The organism is Shewanella violacea DSS12 (assembly GCF_000091325.1).
Classification (GTDB): domain Bacteria; phylum Pseudomonadota; class Gammaproteobacteria; order Enterobacterales; family Shewanellaceae; genus Shewanella; species Shewanella violacea.
On the sequence record NC_014012.1, the window covers coordinates 4,313,842 to 4,328,611 of the forward strand.

Here is a 14,770-nt window from a genome sequence, read left to right on the forward strand (position 1 = left end):
CAGTTAAGGCTAAGCCAGGTATATTTTCCTCATACTATTCACCATTGACGAACCTTATGGAGATGATGATGTGAACAGCTGAGCCTAGTTCAGATAGGCCTAAGTTAGGTATATTTGCCTCATACTATTCACCATTAACGAACCTTATGGAGATGATGATGTGAGCAGCTGAGCCTAGTTCAGATAAGGCTAAGCCAGGTATATTTTCCTCATACTATTCACCATTGACGAGCCCTATGGAGATGATGATGTGAACGCCTACGCCTAGTTCAGATAAGGCTAAGCTAGGTATTTTTTCCTCATATTATTCACCATTAACGAACCTTATGGAGATGATGATGTGAGTAGCAGAGCCTAGTTCAGTTAAGGCTAAGCCAGGTATATTTTCCTCATACTATTCACCATTGACGAACCTTATGGAGATGATGATGTGAACAGCTGAGCCTAGTTCAGATAAGGCTAAGCTAGGTATATTTGCCTCATACTATTCACCATTGACGAATAGTATGATGTAATGCGCATTTTCAACCATTCCGAGTCCAGATAACTAACATCAATCACTATAGGTTTGATGAATAATTTGTGACCATTAATGAATGGCTATACTCGCTTATAACAATTGTAGAGATAGGAACAAGCAGATGTCACAAGACACAGAAAAAAGTACCCATTTCGGTTATAAAACAGTTGAAGCGGATCAGAAGGCTGAAATGGTCGCTGGCGTATTTCATTCTGTTGCAGCCAAATATGACATCATGAATGATGTCATGTCTTTCGGTATCCACCGCATGTGGAAACGTTTTACTATCGAAAGCGCCGGTGCTCGACCAGGCATGAAGGTATTAGACCTTGCCGGTGGTACAGGCGACTTAACCGCTAAATTCTCTCACCTTGTGGGTGAACGCGGCCAGGTTACCCTTGCGGATATTAACGATTCCATGCTTAAGGTCGGCCGTGAAAAGCTCAGAGACAAGGGCATAGTTGGCAACGTCAACTATGTTCAGGCTAATGCCGAAGCTCTGCCATTTCCAGATAATCATTTCGATATCATTACCATAGCTTTTGGCTTGAGAAACGTCACCGACAAAGATGCGGCTATCCGTTCTATGCTTCGCGTGCTAAAGCCGGGTGGAAAGCTATTAGTCCTTGAATTTTCAAAGCCTAAGCATGACGTGATGCGTAAAATTTATGATCTTTACAGCTTTAAAGTGATGCCTAAGATGGGCGCTCTTATCACTCAAGATGCCGACAGTTATGCGTATCTAGCTGAATCTATTCGTATGCATCCAGATCAAGAGACTTTAAAAGCCATGATGGTCGATGCCGGCTTCGAGCAAGTCGACTACACCAACATGACAGACGGTATTGTTGCTTTGCATAAAGGCTATAAGTTTTAACTCTAGTATTTGAGCAATTATACTCAACAAGAATACCCCGAATACCTGCCTGAATTCAGTCATGGGATAACTTATGAAACGTGAAATGGCATTGCTACTCAGCGCCGGGATTGAGACTGTTCTCAAACAAGTCCTTGCCCAGTCTCCCAAGGAGTATGCCAAATTGCGTACTCTCCATGGCAAGGTGCTGTGTATTCAATTGAGCCAGCTCAGCTGGCCAATCTATCTGGTTTTTTCTGGTGAAATTCAGGTATTGAGTCTGTATGAAGGTGAGGTAACCACTAAGGTCAACGCCGACATCACCACTCTGTATCAGTTGACAGAAGGAGCTAACCTTACCGAGCTTATAAAACAGGACAAGCTCAGTATCGAAGGCGATCTCAGCCTGCTGCAGACCTTCAGTCATTATATGCATCAGGTGGAGTTTGACTTCGCCGAACCTTTATCCCGCTATATTGGTGATGCTCCGACTCATTTGCTGACTAAAGGTGTGAAGCAGGTCAAATCAGATCTGGTTAACATCTTGCGTAAGAGTCGATCTCACATAGGCCAACTCACCACCGAAGAATATAAGTTAGCCCCTCATAAAATTGAGTTTATTCATTTAGGCGATCGAATCGATGATCTGGTGGTTGATGTTGACGCCATAGAAAAACGAATCAAACACCTACAAGGCCACATTTCCCAAAAGGCGAACGTTAAGACATGACGCTAAAAAGTATCAGACGAGCTTATCAAGTTATCAAGATATCCCTTCACTATGGGCTCGATGAGTTAATTCCTTCTAAAATGACTCCTTGGTACTTCAGGCTAGTGCGAAACTGTCTATTTTGGATTAGAAATAAGCACAAAGATAAGATAGGCGGCGAGCGCTTAAAGCTTGCTATGCAGGAACTAGGGCCGGTTTATATCAAGTTTGGCCAGATGCTTTCTACCAGGCGAGATCTACTCAGTGATGAGTGGGCCGAAGAACTTGCCATGTTGCAAGACAGGGTGCCGCCCTTCGACTCGGCCATAGCCAGAGAAATGATCGAGGCCGAGTTAGGTAAGCCTATCGACACTTACTTCGATGACTTCGATGATACTCCATTGGCATCGGCTTCTATTTCACAGGTACACACGGCGACGCTAAAATCCAACGGCAAGGCTGTAGTACTCAAGGTGCTACGCCCAGATGTAGAGGCTCAGGTTCACGCCGATATTCAACTCATGTCTCAGACCGCCAACTTTCTTGAGGCATTACTGGGCCATGGCAACCGTTTGCGCCCGGCCGAAGTGATTGAAGATTACCGTACCACCATAGAAGGTGAGCTCAATCTCAAGTTAGAAGCCCTCAGTGCCATCAGACTCAGAGACAACTTCCTCGACTCAGATTCCCTATACATTCCCTACATGTATGAAGATCTGTGTTTCAGACGCTTAATCGTAATGGAGCGGATCGACGGCATCCCAGTCTCGGACATGGCCGCGCTGAAAGCCCAAGGCACTAACCTAAAAAAGTTGGCCGAGCGTGGTGTAGAACTCTTCTTCACTCAGGTATTCAGAGATAACTTCTTCCATGCCGATATGCACCCAGGCAATATATTTGTCAGCCGAGAGCATCCGGACGATCCTTACTATATCGGCTTAGATTGCGGCATCATGGGCACTCTGACCGAGGAAGATAAACGTTATCTGGCTGAAAATTTCCTCGCCTTCTTCAATCGTGATTATCGCAGAATTGCCCAACTCTATATCGAGTCTGGCTGGGTCGCAGCGGATACAGATATCGGCGCATTCGAGCAGGCGGTCAAGGTAGTGTGTGAGCCCATGTTCAACAAGCCATTAGATGAGATCTCTTTTGGTCATGTGCTACTTGAGCTATTTCGCACCGCGAGACGCTTCGACATGGTGGTTCAGCCTCAGCTGGTGCTGCTGGAGAAAACATTGCTCTATATCGAAGGCTTGGGACGTCAACTCTACCCTCAGCTGGATCTGTGGCAAACAGCTAAGCCTTTCTTGGAAGATTGGATGTCGGAACAAGTCGGCCCCAAGGCGATGGCGAAGAAGATCAAGCAAGAGATGCCATACTGGGTCGATAAACTCCCAGAGATCCCCGAGCTGGTGTACGACAACCTCAAGGTAGGCAAGAATTTTGTCAAATCACAGAACAAGATGTTGGAGCGTTACCTCAAACAGCAACAAAAGGCTCATAAAAGTAACTACCTTTTGCTAACATCCGCAGTTTTAGTGATCTGTGGCACTATTTTGTTTAATCAAGACGCTACACTATGGCCTTCTTATACCTGTTTCACCATAGGCACCTTACTCTGGTTGCTGGGCTGGCGAACCAGACCAAAGAATCGCAAGTTTTAGCTAGCACTAATTAACCATAAGTTCATAATAGAACTATATACATATTTATAAGGTAAACGTCATGGGTAACATGGGAATTTGGCAACTTCTGATCATCGCGGTGATTGTAATTTTATTGTTTGGAACTAAAAAGTTACGTTCACTAGGTGGTGATTTAGGCGGCGCGGTCAAAGGATTTAAGAACGCCATGTCTAGCGAAGACGAGAAAAAATCATTAGAAGAAAATAGCTCAGATCTAGCTAACACTTCTGCAGCGGCTACTGAAAAGAAGCCTGAGTCTAAGGACAAAGAACAGGCGTAACTCTTTATGTTCGACGGTATAGGCTTTATGGAGCTATTGTTGATCGGTATTTTAGGGCTTGTGGTACTCGGCCCTGAAAGACTACCGGTAGCAATCCGCTCACTTACTGGTTGGATCCGCGCCATGAAAAATATGGCCAACTCAGTGAAAGATGAACTCGAGCAGGAGCTGAAAATTGAGCAACTGCATTCAGATCTGAAAAAGGCTGAAAATCAGGGTTTAAAGAATCTTTCCCCCGAGTTACAGGATTCTATCGATCAATTAAAAGACGCAGCTCAATCGGTGAATCGTCCCTATAAGGTAGAAGAAACTCCTTCGGCCAGCGAAAATTCGGCCGCAGATCTCCTACCTTCGAAGACCAGTACACCTGAGACTAGCTCAACTAACTCAAACACTGAAAAACCTAACGGATAGTCCATGTCGCAACAGCAGCCTCTTATCAGTCATCTACTCGAGCTACGCACGCGTTTGCTTCATGCTATCACCAGTGTGGTCTTAGTTTTTGCTTGTATGGCCTATTGGTCCAATGATATTTACCATTATATGGCAACGCCTCTGATGCAGGCTCTGCCTGAATCAAGCAGCATGATTGCAACAGATGTGGCGGCGCCCTTCTTTGCCCCATTTAAGCTGACTCTGGTGTTATCTTTCTTCATCGCCATCCCCTATGTCTTGTATCAGATCTGGTCATTTATCGCACCAGGCTTGTATAAACATGAGAAGCGTTTGATGATACCTTTGCTAGCCAGTAGCACCATCTTGTTTTACCTAGGAATTGCCTTCTCCTACTATGTCGTTTTTCCTGTCGTATTTGGATTTTTCGCCAATGTGGCTCCGGAAGGTGTCCAAGTTGCTACGGATATCAGCAGCTATCTGAGCTTCGTGCTTAAACTTTTCTTCGCCTTCGGTTTAGCCTTCGAGATCCCCATTGCTGTAATTTTACTCTGTTGGGCCGGTGTGACGACCCCAGATGAGCTCAAAGCTAAACGTCCTTATATCGTTGTTGGCGCCTTCGTTATAGGCATGCTGCTGACACCACCAGACATCATTTCTCAGACTATGTTGGCAGTTCCTATGCTGATATTATTCGAAGGGGGATTGATTGCTGCACGTTTCTACAGTAAAAAGGATACTGAAGAAGACGATGAGCAAGAGAAACAGGATTAACCTGGCCAGAAAACTAACTAAGCAATAGCCAATTAGTTAAACATGGCGCGCTCAAATATCATAAGGGAAATATTAATGCGCATAAGTTGGATTACCGCAGCTGCGATACTTATATCGACACAAGCTACAGCAGGCCTAGACCAAGACCTGCTGACCTGTAGTGCCAAAGCGGATAAGTTAGATCGCTTGATCTGTTATGACCAGGTAGCAGCCAGTATTAAAAATACACCTAGAGCCATGAGTACTGCGCCAGCGACAACAACTGTTGCGGCGACGAGTGTCGCCCTAGCGTCTCAAGCCCAAGCTGTCACTGCTATTCCTGCCACGCTTCCAGCCAATATCGAAGATGAGTTTGGCAAGACTAGCCTTAAGAAAAACAAACAAGAAACTAAGAATGAAATAACTAAGATCTATATGGAGATAGCTTCAATATCTAAAGATGCCTATGGCGCCCTTAAAATCAGCTTTAGCAATGGCCAAGTCTGGAAACAGAGTGATAGTCGCCGCTTCAAGGTTAAAGCAGGGCAAAATGTGTTTATTGAAAAAGCGGCACTGGGCTCTTTCATCTTAGGCACAGATGAGCGTAACTCTACTATCAGAGTTAAACGCTTAAAGTAATGTCTAAATATATCGATATTGCTGTCAATCTCATTGGCAGCGCACTTGAAAAAAATATTCAGGATGTGATCCAAGATGCGGCGGCCCAAGGGGTATCGCCGCTGATTGTTATTGGTAGCGAGCTCAATGAGAGCGAGCAAGCGATAGCGTGTTGCCAGCAATATTCTCAACAGCTGTTCTGCACAGCTGGCGTACACCCTCACCATGCCAGTGAATGGCAAGCCGATAGTTCTGAACGAATCAAACGACTCGCAGCCTTCCCTCAGGTCGTTGCCATAGGTGAATGTGGCTTAGACTACAATCGTGACTTTTCTCCCAGACCCATGCAGAGACAAGCCTTCGAAGCACAGCTCGCACTAGCAGTTGAGCTGCAAATGCCGGTACTCATGCATGAGCGCGATGCCCATGAAGATTTCTTGGCTATTTTAAAAGAGTATCGACATTCCCTACCCGGAGCCTTACTGCACTGCTTCACCGGCAACAGACAAAGCATGCAAGCCTATCTGGAGTTAGATCTTCACTTAGGGATCACCGGCTGGGTATGTGATGAGCGCCGAGGTAAGGAACTTGCCGAATTAGTCATAGACATCCCAGACAATCGAATTCTTATCGAGACAGATAGCCCATACTTGCTGCCCCGCAGCATGCGACCTAAACCTAAGTCCAGTAAGAATAAGCCTCAATACCTGCCCTACATTGCTGAATATATCGCCGATCTCAGAGGCCAAAATCATCAAGAATTTGCCCAGCGTGTCTATGAAAATAGCGTCAATTTCTTCGGTTTAAATCAAACTGACGATCTCAGCATTAAAAGAAGTGGATCCTATGAAGCACCTTAGCTTTATTTTCATCTGCTTCGCTCTGCTCTTCAGTTTCCATGCTCGCGCTGAAACCATACTCGCCGTCGGAGATGAGGGTATAGCCCTGGAACTGGCACCTTGGTTGTATTACGCTCCGGCGAAGAAGGCAGGCAATATAGATGCAGTTAAAAAACTGGACGCCAGACACTGGCAACGTCTAACCCCCACCTATAACAATCGTATAGGCGTAGCAGCATTTTGGGTTAAGTTCAGTATTTATAACCCGAAAAGACACCAGATAGATCGCATACTTTCCTTGGCCAACCCCCATATTGATCTCGCTTCTCTCTATCATGTGGTGAACGGTGAGGTGATCGATCGAATCATCATGGGTGACAGTCTGCCATTTACTGAAAGTCTCATCATCAATAATAATTTTATCTACACCTTTCAGCTTGAGCCGAATGTCTTACATACTTTTTATTTAAAGATAGAGACCCAAGGCAGTGCCTCCCTGCCCTTGAGTTTGTCATCACCAAATTCTTTCGCAAAAGATGTCGAAACCAGCTCACTGTCCAACGGTTTTCAACTAGGTGCTCTCACCGCCATCGGATTATTTAGCCTATTTATCGCCATCACTTCAGGTTCATTTAGTTATAGTTATTATGCTGGATACGTATTGTCCGTGACCTTGCTAGTGGCAACCTTGCACGGTTACGCATTTAGATTTATCTGGCCACAATGGCCCTTATTACAGCAATACATGATCCCGTTTCTTATACCTATGGCAATATTTTTTGCCCTGCTATTTACCGAAAAAATATTACAGCTTAAGCACCATAACCTGCCCATGCTCAGGCTCTGTCGATATGGCGCCGGATTCTCGATTTTACTGGCACTATTGGCACCCTTTTTAAACTACTCTTTAAGCCTATACGTCAATATCATTACCGTACTGGTAGTGACGACTCTCATGATGGTCATGGCCTTAATTCAAGCCTTTAAGGGCCATAAACTCGCTAAGCTATACACCTTAGCCTGGAGCGGCATGTTAGTCGGCTCCTTTGTTACCAGTGCCATGTATCTTGGCTTAGTCGACTTGCCGATATCCCATTTAACCCCTTTAATGCTGGGCCTGTTATTTGAAATTATCTTCATGGCTGCGGTACTGGCCATCAGGTATAACGATGAGCGTAAGGCAAAGTTAAAAACCCAGCAAGAAGCCGCAATTCAAGCTCAACGTTCCCGTGAGGCTTGGGAGCACGCCCAGAGAGTCGAAGCCCGGAGTAATGAGAAACTTGAATCTATGGTGCAGGAGAGGACTCTCGAACTGGAGATTGCCCTACGGGAACTCAACGAGGCCAACCAGAAGCTCACCGAGCAGGCCACAGTAGATAGCCTAACTGGTGTCAAGAATCGAGCGGCATTCGACAAACGTTTACTGGCAGAGGGACGTCTCAGCCGAAGACAACAAACACCTATGGCGCTATTGATGTTAGATATCGATCGCTTCAAGTCCATCAATGATAATTACGGTCACCTAGCCGGTGATCAGGCCCTCAGATTAATCGCCCAAACACTGAAAGAGCAATTAAAGCGTCCGGGAGATCTGGTATCGCGTTATGGCGGAGAAGAGTTTGCGATTATACTGCCCAACACTGGCGAAGAAGGTGCGATGCAGGTCGCTGAGCTGATTAGACAAACGATTAGCGAACTCCCCATAAGTTGGAAAAAACACTCCATTCCTCTCACGATAAGTATCGGTGTCAGTGCCGAAATCATCGAACGGGACCAAGATCCAACTAAGTTACTCGAACAAGCTGACAAGGCTCTCTACCGCGCTAAGAACGAGGGAAGAAACCGAGTCATGGTGTATAGCCAACCTCTTTAAGTCACATAATCAACAACACTCAGACAAGCCCATTGGTGGCGATGCCACACAGAATATTATCTGAGTATTAGTAGGAGTCGAAAGTGAATATAATTACCAGTGCTTTTCCTCAGCGCAGAATGCGCCGCATGCGTAAACATGATTTTAGCCGTCGCTTGATGGCCGAAAATACCCTCTCGGTAAACGATTTAATCTACCCCATGTTTGTGCTCGAAGGAAATAATCGCACCGAGAGTATTGCCTCTATGCCGGGTATTGAGCGCTACTCCATAGATCTTCTGCTTAAAGAGGCGCAAGAGCTAGTCGATTTAGGCATACCATTAATCGCCCTCTTTCCGGTAACACCCTCGGAGAAGAAGACACTGCTAGCGGAAGAAGCCTACAATGGCGATGCATTAGTACAGCGTGCCGTACGTGCACTAAAAGAAGCATTCCCAGAGCTAGGTGTGATGACTGATGTGGCACTGGATCCGTTTACTACCCATGGTCAGGACGGCATCATAGATGAAGATGGCTATATTCTTAACGACATCACCACTGAGATCTTAGTCAAGCAAGCCCTGTCCCATGCCGAAGCGGGTGCCGATATTATCGCACCGTCGGACATGATGGATGGTCGTATCGGTGCCATACGCCAAGCATTAGAAGCTGCCGGTCACGTCAACACGCAGATCATGGCCTACTCGGCCAAATACTCATCTAGCTACTATGGTCCCTTCCGCGATGCCGTCGGCTCGGCAGGTAACCTCAAAGGTGGCAACAAGCATAGCTACCAGATGGACCCAGCCAATAGTGATGAGGCACTTCATGAAGTGGCACTGGATATTCAGGAAGGGGCCGACATGGTCATGGTCAAGCCTGGCATGCCTTATCTGGATATCGTTACCCGAGTTAAACGTGAATTAGCCGTACCAACGTTTGCCTATCAGGTCAGCGGAGAGTATGCCATGCACATGGCTGCCATTGAGAATGGCTGGTTAGCCGAGAAAGCCATAGTGATGGAGTCGCTACTTTGCTTCAAACGCGCCGGAGCCAATGGTGTACTGACTTACTTTGCTAAGCGGGCGGCACAATGGCTAAAAGAGGATGCCGTTAAATAATCTAGCTAGCAGATTTATCTCCCCCCAAAAAAGCCGCTTAATGCGGTTTTTTTATTTTTAGATATTGCCTATTACTGGCTAAAGCTGGTATTAGCAGGCTCTGACATCATTATCGACACTTACCTCCTTAAATACCCACTTAAGAAACAAAATACCCACCTAACACCATACTAGTTAAAAAGATTGCAATATCGGCAACAGACAATAGAATATATCGTAACAAAACCGAATTTGTATATTTTTCATTCTTATACTACTAGAACCCAGATTTAATAAGGAAGCTAAACATGGCTGTTCTGTCAGAGGCAATCCTCTACTATGTGCAATCGAATGATAATATTTGGGCAGTAACTTCCGGTAAGCACTGGCTTCCGCTCCCAGCCGACTCCATCATTTCTGGACTTATGCTCTATCAAGTAAGCAGTGATGATATACAAATCGACGGTGATCAGCTGCCAAGCATACTTATCAGTGAAAAGAGTGAGACTCTGCCACTGGATATTGCGGTTCGCATAGCACCTCATCTAAGCGGTCGTTTCGATGCCCAGCAAGATTCGAGGGTTAGCCAAACAAGTCATGCAAAGACCTCGGACTCAGCTGAGGTAACTCCTAATCAACAAGGGATTAATTTAGGTTTTCAACTGATCGCCAATACAGATCACCATTTAACACCTACCTCTGGTTTCGATACCAGGGGGGACAGTTTAGGTAAATATCTAAGTGACGAGCAAAACAGCGGAGTCGAACAAGACGGTTTTCTAACTCTCCAGCTATCCGTAGCTATCCAGGATGCTGGCGATGGCTACATAAATAGTGTCGAAACCCCAGTTGTCGACCTGATAGGACAGGCCATAGATGCCAGAGATGGCCAAGCCTTGCTCCTTACCTTGACCGATATTTATGGTCAGCAGATAAGCTTAGATATTCTTGTGACAGGTGAAAGCTGGCAAGTCACAGATCTTGATATTTCAATCTTGGCCGATGGTGTAATAACCGCAGAGATCACAGCGCCGAGCTACCCAGGCATTGCACATAAAGGCCAAGACACTTCGATTAAGGATACCCAAGCAGGCATCACAGTCGAGATTGTCGATACAAATCAATTTCTCAATGCTACTGAAATGTCGGCTTTAAACCTCACTGGACAGGTCAATAATGTCGAAAATGGCCAAACCGTTACAGTGAGTCTTACCGATGATAATGGCCACAGCTTAGCTTTAGAAACATTAGTAGTATCAGGCGCTTGGTTTATTAATGATATAGATCTTTCAGGATTCGATGACGGCAGCCTAAAGGTAACAGCCGCAACTTTAGATATAGCGGGCAACCCCACTAGCGCCAGCACAAGACTCCCAGTAGACATACTCGCAAGCATCACAATAGAGATAGACACTGGTAGCGATACCGTGATCAACGCCAGCGAGAGCTTAAGTACTGACATGAGCGGTACTGTGTTTGATATAGAAAACGGACAAGCTGTCACCGTACAGGTAGCAGATTATCTGGGCCATCGAGTCACCTTTTCTACCACAGTCGTCAATGGACTCTGGCAGATACAAGATGCTGACCTCTCGTCCCTTACTGATGGAGAGCTAGTATTCACTGCAACCGCAGCAGATTTACAAGGCAACCTAGCCGAAAGTAGCGATAAGGCACAAAAAGATACTCAAGCCAGCGTCACCATTGCGATTGTAGACAATGATGATGTCATAAATGCCGCAGAAATCAGCACAATTGAAGCCAAAGGTAGCGTCACTAATATCGAAGACGGGCAAGTGGTCACCATCAACTTTAAAGACAACAGCGGACACGAGCTGACCATGACCACCACAGTCATTGGCGGTCAATGGAGCGTAACCGGTGTAGATCTGACGGCTTTCGATGATGGCAGCTTAGTGGCAGAGGCCCAAGTCATAGATAAGGCCGGTAACAATGCCACGGCGACCAGCGATATCCCCATAGATACTCAAGCCAGTATCACCATAAATGTAGATAGCGGCAAAGATACTGTCATTAACCAGAGCGAAACGCTAAGTACTGACATCTACGGCACAGTTAAAGATATTGAAGATGGCCAGACAGTTAGCCTTGAAGTTATCGACAAAGATGGAAATTCATTAAGCTTCACCACCACAGTGACCTTAGGTCAATGGAGCCTAGATAACACAGATCTATCGGCACTGCTTGATGGCCCATTAACCTTCAATGTATCGGCCATAGATTTGGCAGGCAACCCAGCCCATGCAGACCTTGGTCGCTATAAAGAGACTCAGGCAGTCATCACCATAGGGGCCATAGACACAGACGGCGTACTCAATGGTATTGAGTCCGCCGCGAGTCTGCTAGCAGGTCTGGTCAACAATGTAGAAGACGGCCGCCCTGTTTTAATCACAGTCACAGATAACTTAGGCACCAGCCTGACATTTACCAGCACAGTGCGCAACGGTGTATGGACAGTAAAAGATGCGGATCTTTCATCCTTAGCTGACGGCAGCCTCATATTACAAGCCGACACCTCAGATCTGGCCGGCAACCTTGCTAGCAACACCAATACCATTGAGAAAGATACCGGTCCGGTTAAGGTGACGATAGAGATAACGACTGGTAGTGACGATACCCTAAATCAGTTCGAATCCCCCTCGGCAACACTTCATGGCCAGACACTCAATATTGAAGATGGTCGGATAGTCACTATCACAGTTACCGATATCAATAACCGCAGCCTGACTTTTCAGGCCCTAGTTAACGATAACCTGTGGCAACTGGATAATGTCGATCTTAGCTCTCTAGCCGATGGTGCCATTGCGGCGACGGCGGATGTCAGCGACATCGCTGGCAACAATGCCAACGCCATCGATAATAAGAATAAGAATGTCGTTGCGGATATTGAATTTAATCCAGCCACAGAAGATCAAACCCTAAATGCGACAACGGTTCAATCTGCCCTCTTCCAAGGCGACTGTGTAGATATAGAAGATGGTCAGACAGTGACTGTGACCTTCACAGATAGCAGTAATAACAGCCTGACATTCACCAGCCAAGTGACGGGCGGACAATGGCTAGTCAACAATCTCGATCTGAGCAGCCTGCTCGATGGCGACATCAGTGTCACCACCCAAGCCATAGATATTTATGGTAATCCGGCCAGTGATACCACATCACTGCATAAAGATACTCAGGCCCAGGTATCCATCGAGATCTTAGATAACAATGATCTCCTCAATCCCCAAGAAATGACAGCAGTAATAATAAGGGGAAGCGTCACTAATATCGAAGACGGCTGCACTGTGACTGTGACCCTAACCGATGGCACCAACACGGTAACTGACACCGCAATTGTTACCGCTGGCATATGGCAACTCTCGGCGCAAGATCTCTCCGGCTTCGAAGACGGTATGCTTACGGCAACGGCTAATGTCATGGATGCAGCAGGCAATACTGCGACAGCTAACACAAGTACGCCCATCGACCTCCTCGCCAGCGTGACTATCAGTGTCGATACCAGTCAAAACGTCAGTGATGCCATCATTAACGCCGCCGAGATGAACAAGGTGGATATATCCGGCACCACAGCAGATATCGAAAATAATCAGACTATCACTGTGGTGGTACGTGATGCCTCTCTCAATGAATTAACCTTTACCACCACAGTCATCAATGATGTGTGGAATATTAATGATGCCGATCTATCCAGCCTCACAGACGGAGCGCTCACTTTCGAGGCTTCAGTTAGCGATCTGGCGGGCAACTTAGCCACAAGCAGCACCTCAGTACAAAAAGACTCACTCGCAAGCATCACAATAGAGATAGACACTGGTAGCGATACCGTGATCAACGCCAGCGAGAGCTTAGGTACTGACATGAGCGGTACTGTGTTTGATATAGAAAACGGACAAGCTGTCACCATACAGGTAGCAGATTATCTGGGCCATCGAGTCACCTTTTCTACCACAGTCGTCAATGGACTCTGGCAGATACAAGATGCTGACCTCTCGTCCCTTGCGGATGGAGAGCTAGTATTCACTGCAACCGCAGCAGATTTACAAGGCAACCTAGCCGAAAGTAGCGATAAGGCACAAAAAGATACTCAAGCCAGCGTCACCATTGCGATTGTAGACAATGATGGTGTCCTCAATCCCCAAGAAATGACAGCAGTAATAATAAGGGGAAGCGTCACTAATATCGAAGACGGCCGCACTGTGACTGTGACCCTAACCGATGGCACTAACACGGTAACCGACACCGCAATTGTTACCGCTGGCATATGGCAACTCTCGGCGCAAGATCTCTCCGGCTTCGAAGACGGTATGCTTACGGCAACGGCTAATGTCATGGATGCAGCAGGCAATACTGCGACAGCTAACACAAGTACGCCCATCGACCTCCTCGCCAGCGTGACTATCAGTGTCGATACCAGTCAAAACGTCAGTGATGCCATCATTAACGCCGCCGAGATGAACAAGGTGGATATATCCGGCACCACAGCAGATATCGAAAATAATCAGACTATCACTGTGGTGGTACGTGATGCCTCTCTCAATGAATTAACCTTTACCACCACAGTCATCAATGATGTGTGGAATATTAATGATGCCGATCTATCCAGCCTCACAGACGGAGCGCTCACTTTCGACGCATCAGTTAGCGATCTGGCGGGCAACTTAGCCACAAGCAGCACCTCAGTACAAAAAGACTCACTCGCAAGCATCACAATAGAGATAGACACTGGTAGCGATACCGTGATCAACGCCAGCGAGAGCTTAGGTACTGACATGAGCGGTACTGTGTTTGATATAGAAAACGGACAAGCTGTCACCATACAGGTAGCAGATTATTTGGGCCATCGCGTCACCTTTTCTACCACAGTCGTCAATGGACTCTGGCAGATACAAGATGCTGATCTCTCGTCCCTTGCGGATGGAGAGCTAGTATTCACTGCCACCTCAGCAGATTTACAAGGCAACCTAGCCGAAAGTAGCGATAAGGCACAAAAAGATACTCAAGCCAGCGTCACCATTGCGATTGTAGACAATGATGGTGTCATCGATGCCGCAGAAATCAGCACAATCGAAGCCCAAGGTAGCGTCACTAATATCGAAGACGGGGCAAGTGGTCACCATCAACTTTAAGGACAGCACGGA

11 protein-coding genes are annotated in these 14,770 nt (G+C 46.4%); all 11 read left to right on the top strand.

Annotation, left to right across the window (positions count from 1 at the left end):
* The first annotated feature begins 641 nt into the window (after nucleotides 1-641).
* Nucleotides 642-1,397, top strand: a complete 756-nt coding sequence (gene ubiE / locus SVI_RS17925; protein ID WP_013053070.1) for a bifunctional demethylmenaquinone methyltransferase/2-methoxy-6-polyprenyl-1,4-benzoquinol methylase UbiE — start codon at nucleotides 642-644, stop codon at nucleotides 1,395-1,397.
* Between the two features lie 73 nt (nucleotides 1,398-1,470).
* On the top strand, nucleotides 1,471-2,106 hold the full coding sequence (locus SVI_RS17930; protein ID WP_013053071.1) for a ubiquinone biosynthesis accessory factor UbiJ: 636 nt from the start codon (nucleotides 1,471-1,473) through the stop codon (nucleotides 2,104-2,106).
* Nucleotides 2,103-3,752 carry a ubiquinone biosynthesis regulatory protein kinase UbiB gene (gene ubiB, locus SVI_RS17935; RefSeq protein ID WP_013053072.1) on the top strand — a complete coding sequence of 550 codons (1,650 nt, stop codon included), beginning with the start codon at nucleotides 2,103-2,105 and terminating at the stop codon, nucleotides 3,750-3,752. The genes SVI_RS17930 and ubiB overlap by 4 nt, the downstream gene beginning before the upstream one ends.
* A gap of 61 nt (nucleotides 3,753-3,813) precedes the next feature.
* Complete coding sequence (gene tatA, locus SVI_RS17940; RefSeq protein WP_013053073.1) at nucleotides 3,814-4,053, top strand: twin-arginine translocase TatA/TatE family subunit; 240 nt, start codon at nucleotides 3,814-3,816, stop codon at nucleotides 4,051-4,053.
* A gap of 6 nt (nucleotides 4,054-4,059) precedes the next feature.
* Complete coding sequence (gene tatB / locus SVI_RS17945; protein WP_013053074.1) at nucleotides 4,060-4,467, top strand: Sec-independent protein translocase protein TatB; 408 nt, start codon at nucleotides 4,060-4,062, stop codon at nucleotides 4,465-4,467.
* A 3-nt stretch (nucleotides 4,468-4,470) separates the two neighbouring features.
* Complete coding sequence (gene tatC, locus SVI_RS17950; RefSeq protein WP_013053075.1) at nucleotides 4,471-5,220, top strand: twin-arginine translocase subunit TatC; 750 nt, start codon at nucleotides 4,471-4,473, stop codon at nucleotides 5,218-5,220.
* Nucleotides 5,221-5,295: 75 nt separating this feature from the next.
* A complete protein-coding gene (locus SVI_RS17955; RefSeq protein ID WP_041420075.1) occupies nucleotides 5,296-5,838 on the top strand; it encodes a hypothetical protein in 543 nt (180 codons plus the stop codon).
* Entirely contained in the window at nucleotides 5,838-6,677 is an 840-nt protein-coding gene (locus tag SVI_RS17960; RefSeq protein WP_013053077.1) for a TatD family hydrolase, read from the top strand. Before SVI_RS17955 ends, SVI_RS17960 begins: the two co-directional genes overlap by 1 nt.
* Complete coding sequence (locus SVI_RS17965) at nucleotides 6,664-8,529, top strand: sensor domain-containing diguanylate cyclase (RefSeq protein WP_041420076.1); 1,866 nt, start codon at nucleotides 6,664-6,666, stop codon at nucleotides 8,527-8,529. The genes SVI_RS17960 and SVI_RS17965 overlap by 14 nt, the downstream gene beginning before the upstream one ends.
* An 83-nt stretch (nucleotides 8,530-8,612) precedes the next feature.
* Nucleotides 8,613-9,629 (top strand): porphobilinogen synthase, encoded by a 1,017-nt coding sequence (hemB, locus tag SVI_RS17970; RefSeq protein ID WP_013053079.1) that lies wholly within the window; start codon nucleotides 8,613-8,615, stop codon nucleotides 9,627-9,629.
* Between the two features lie 287 nt (nucleotides 9,630-9,916).
* Nucleotides 9,917-14,758 (top strand): beta strand repeat-containing protein, encoded by a 4,842-nt coding sequence (locus SVI_RS17975; RefSeq protein WP_013053080.1) that lies wholly within the window; start codon nucleotides 9,917-9,919, stop codon nucleotides 14,756-14,758.
* Nucleotides 14,759-14,770: the final 12 nt, after the last annotated feature.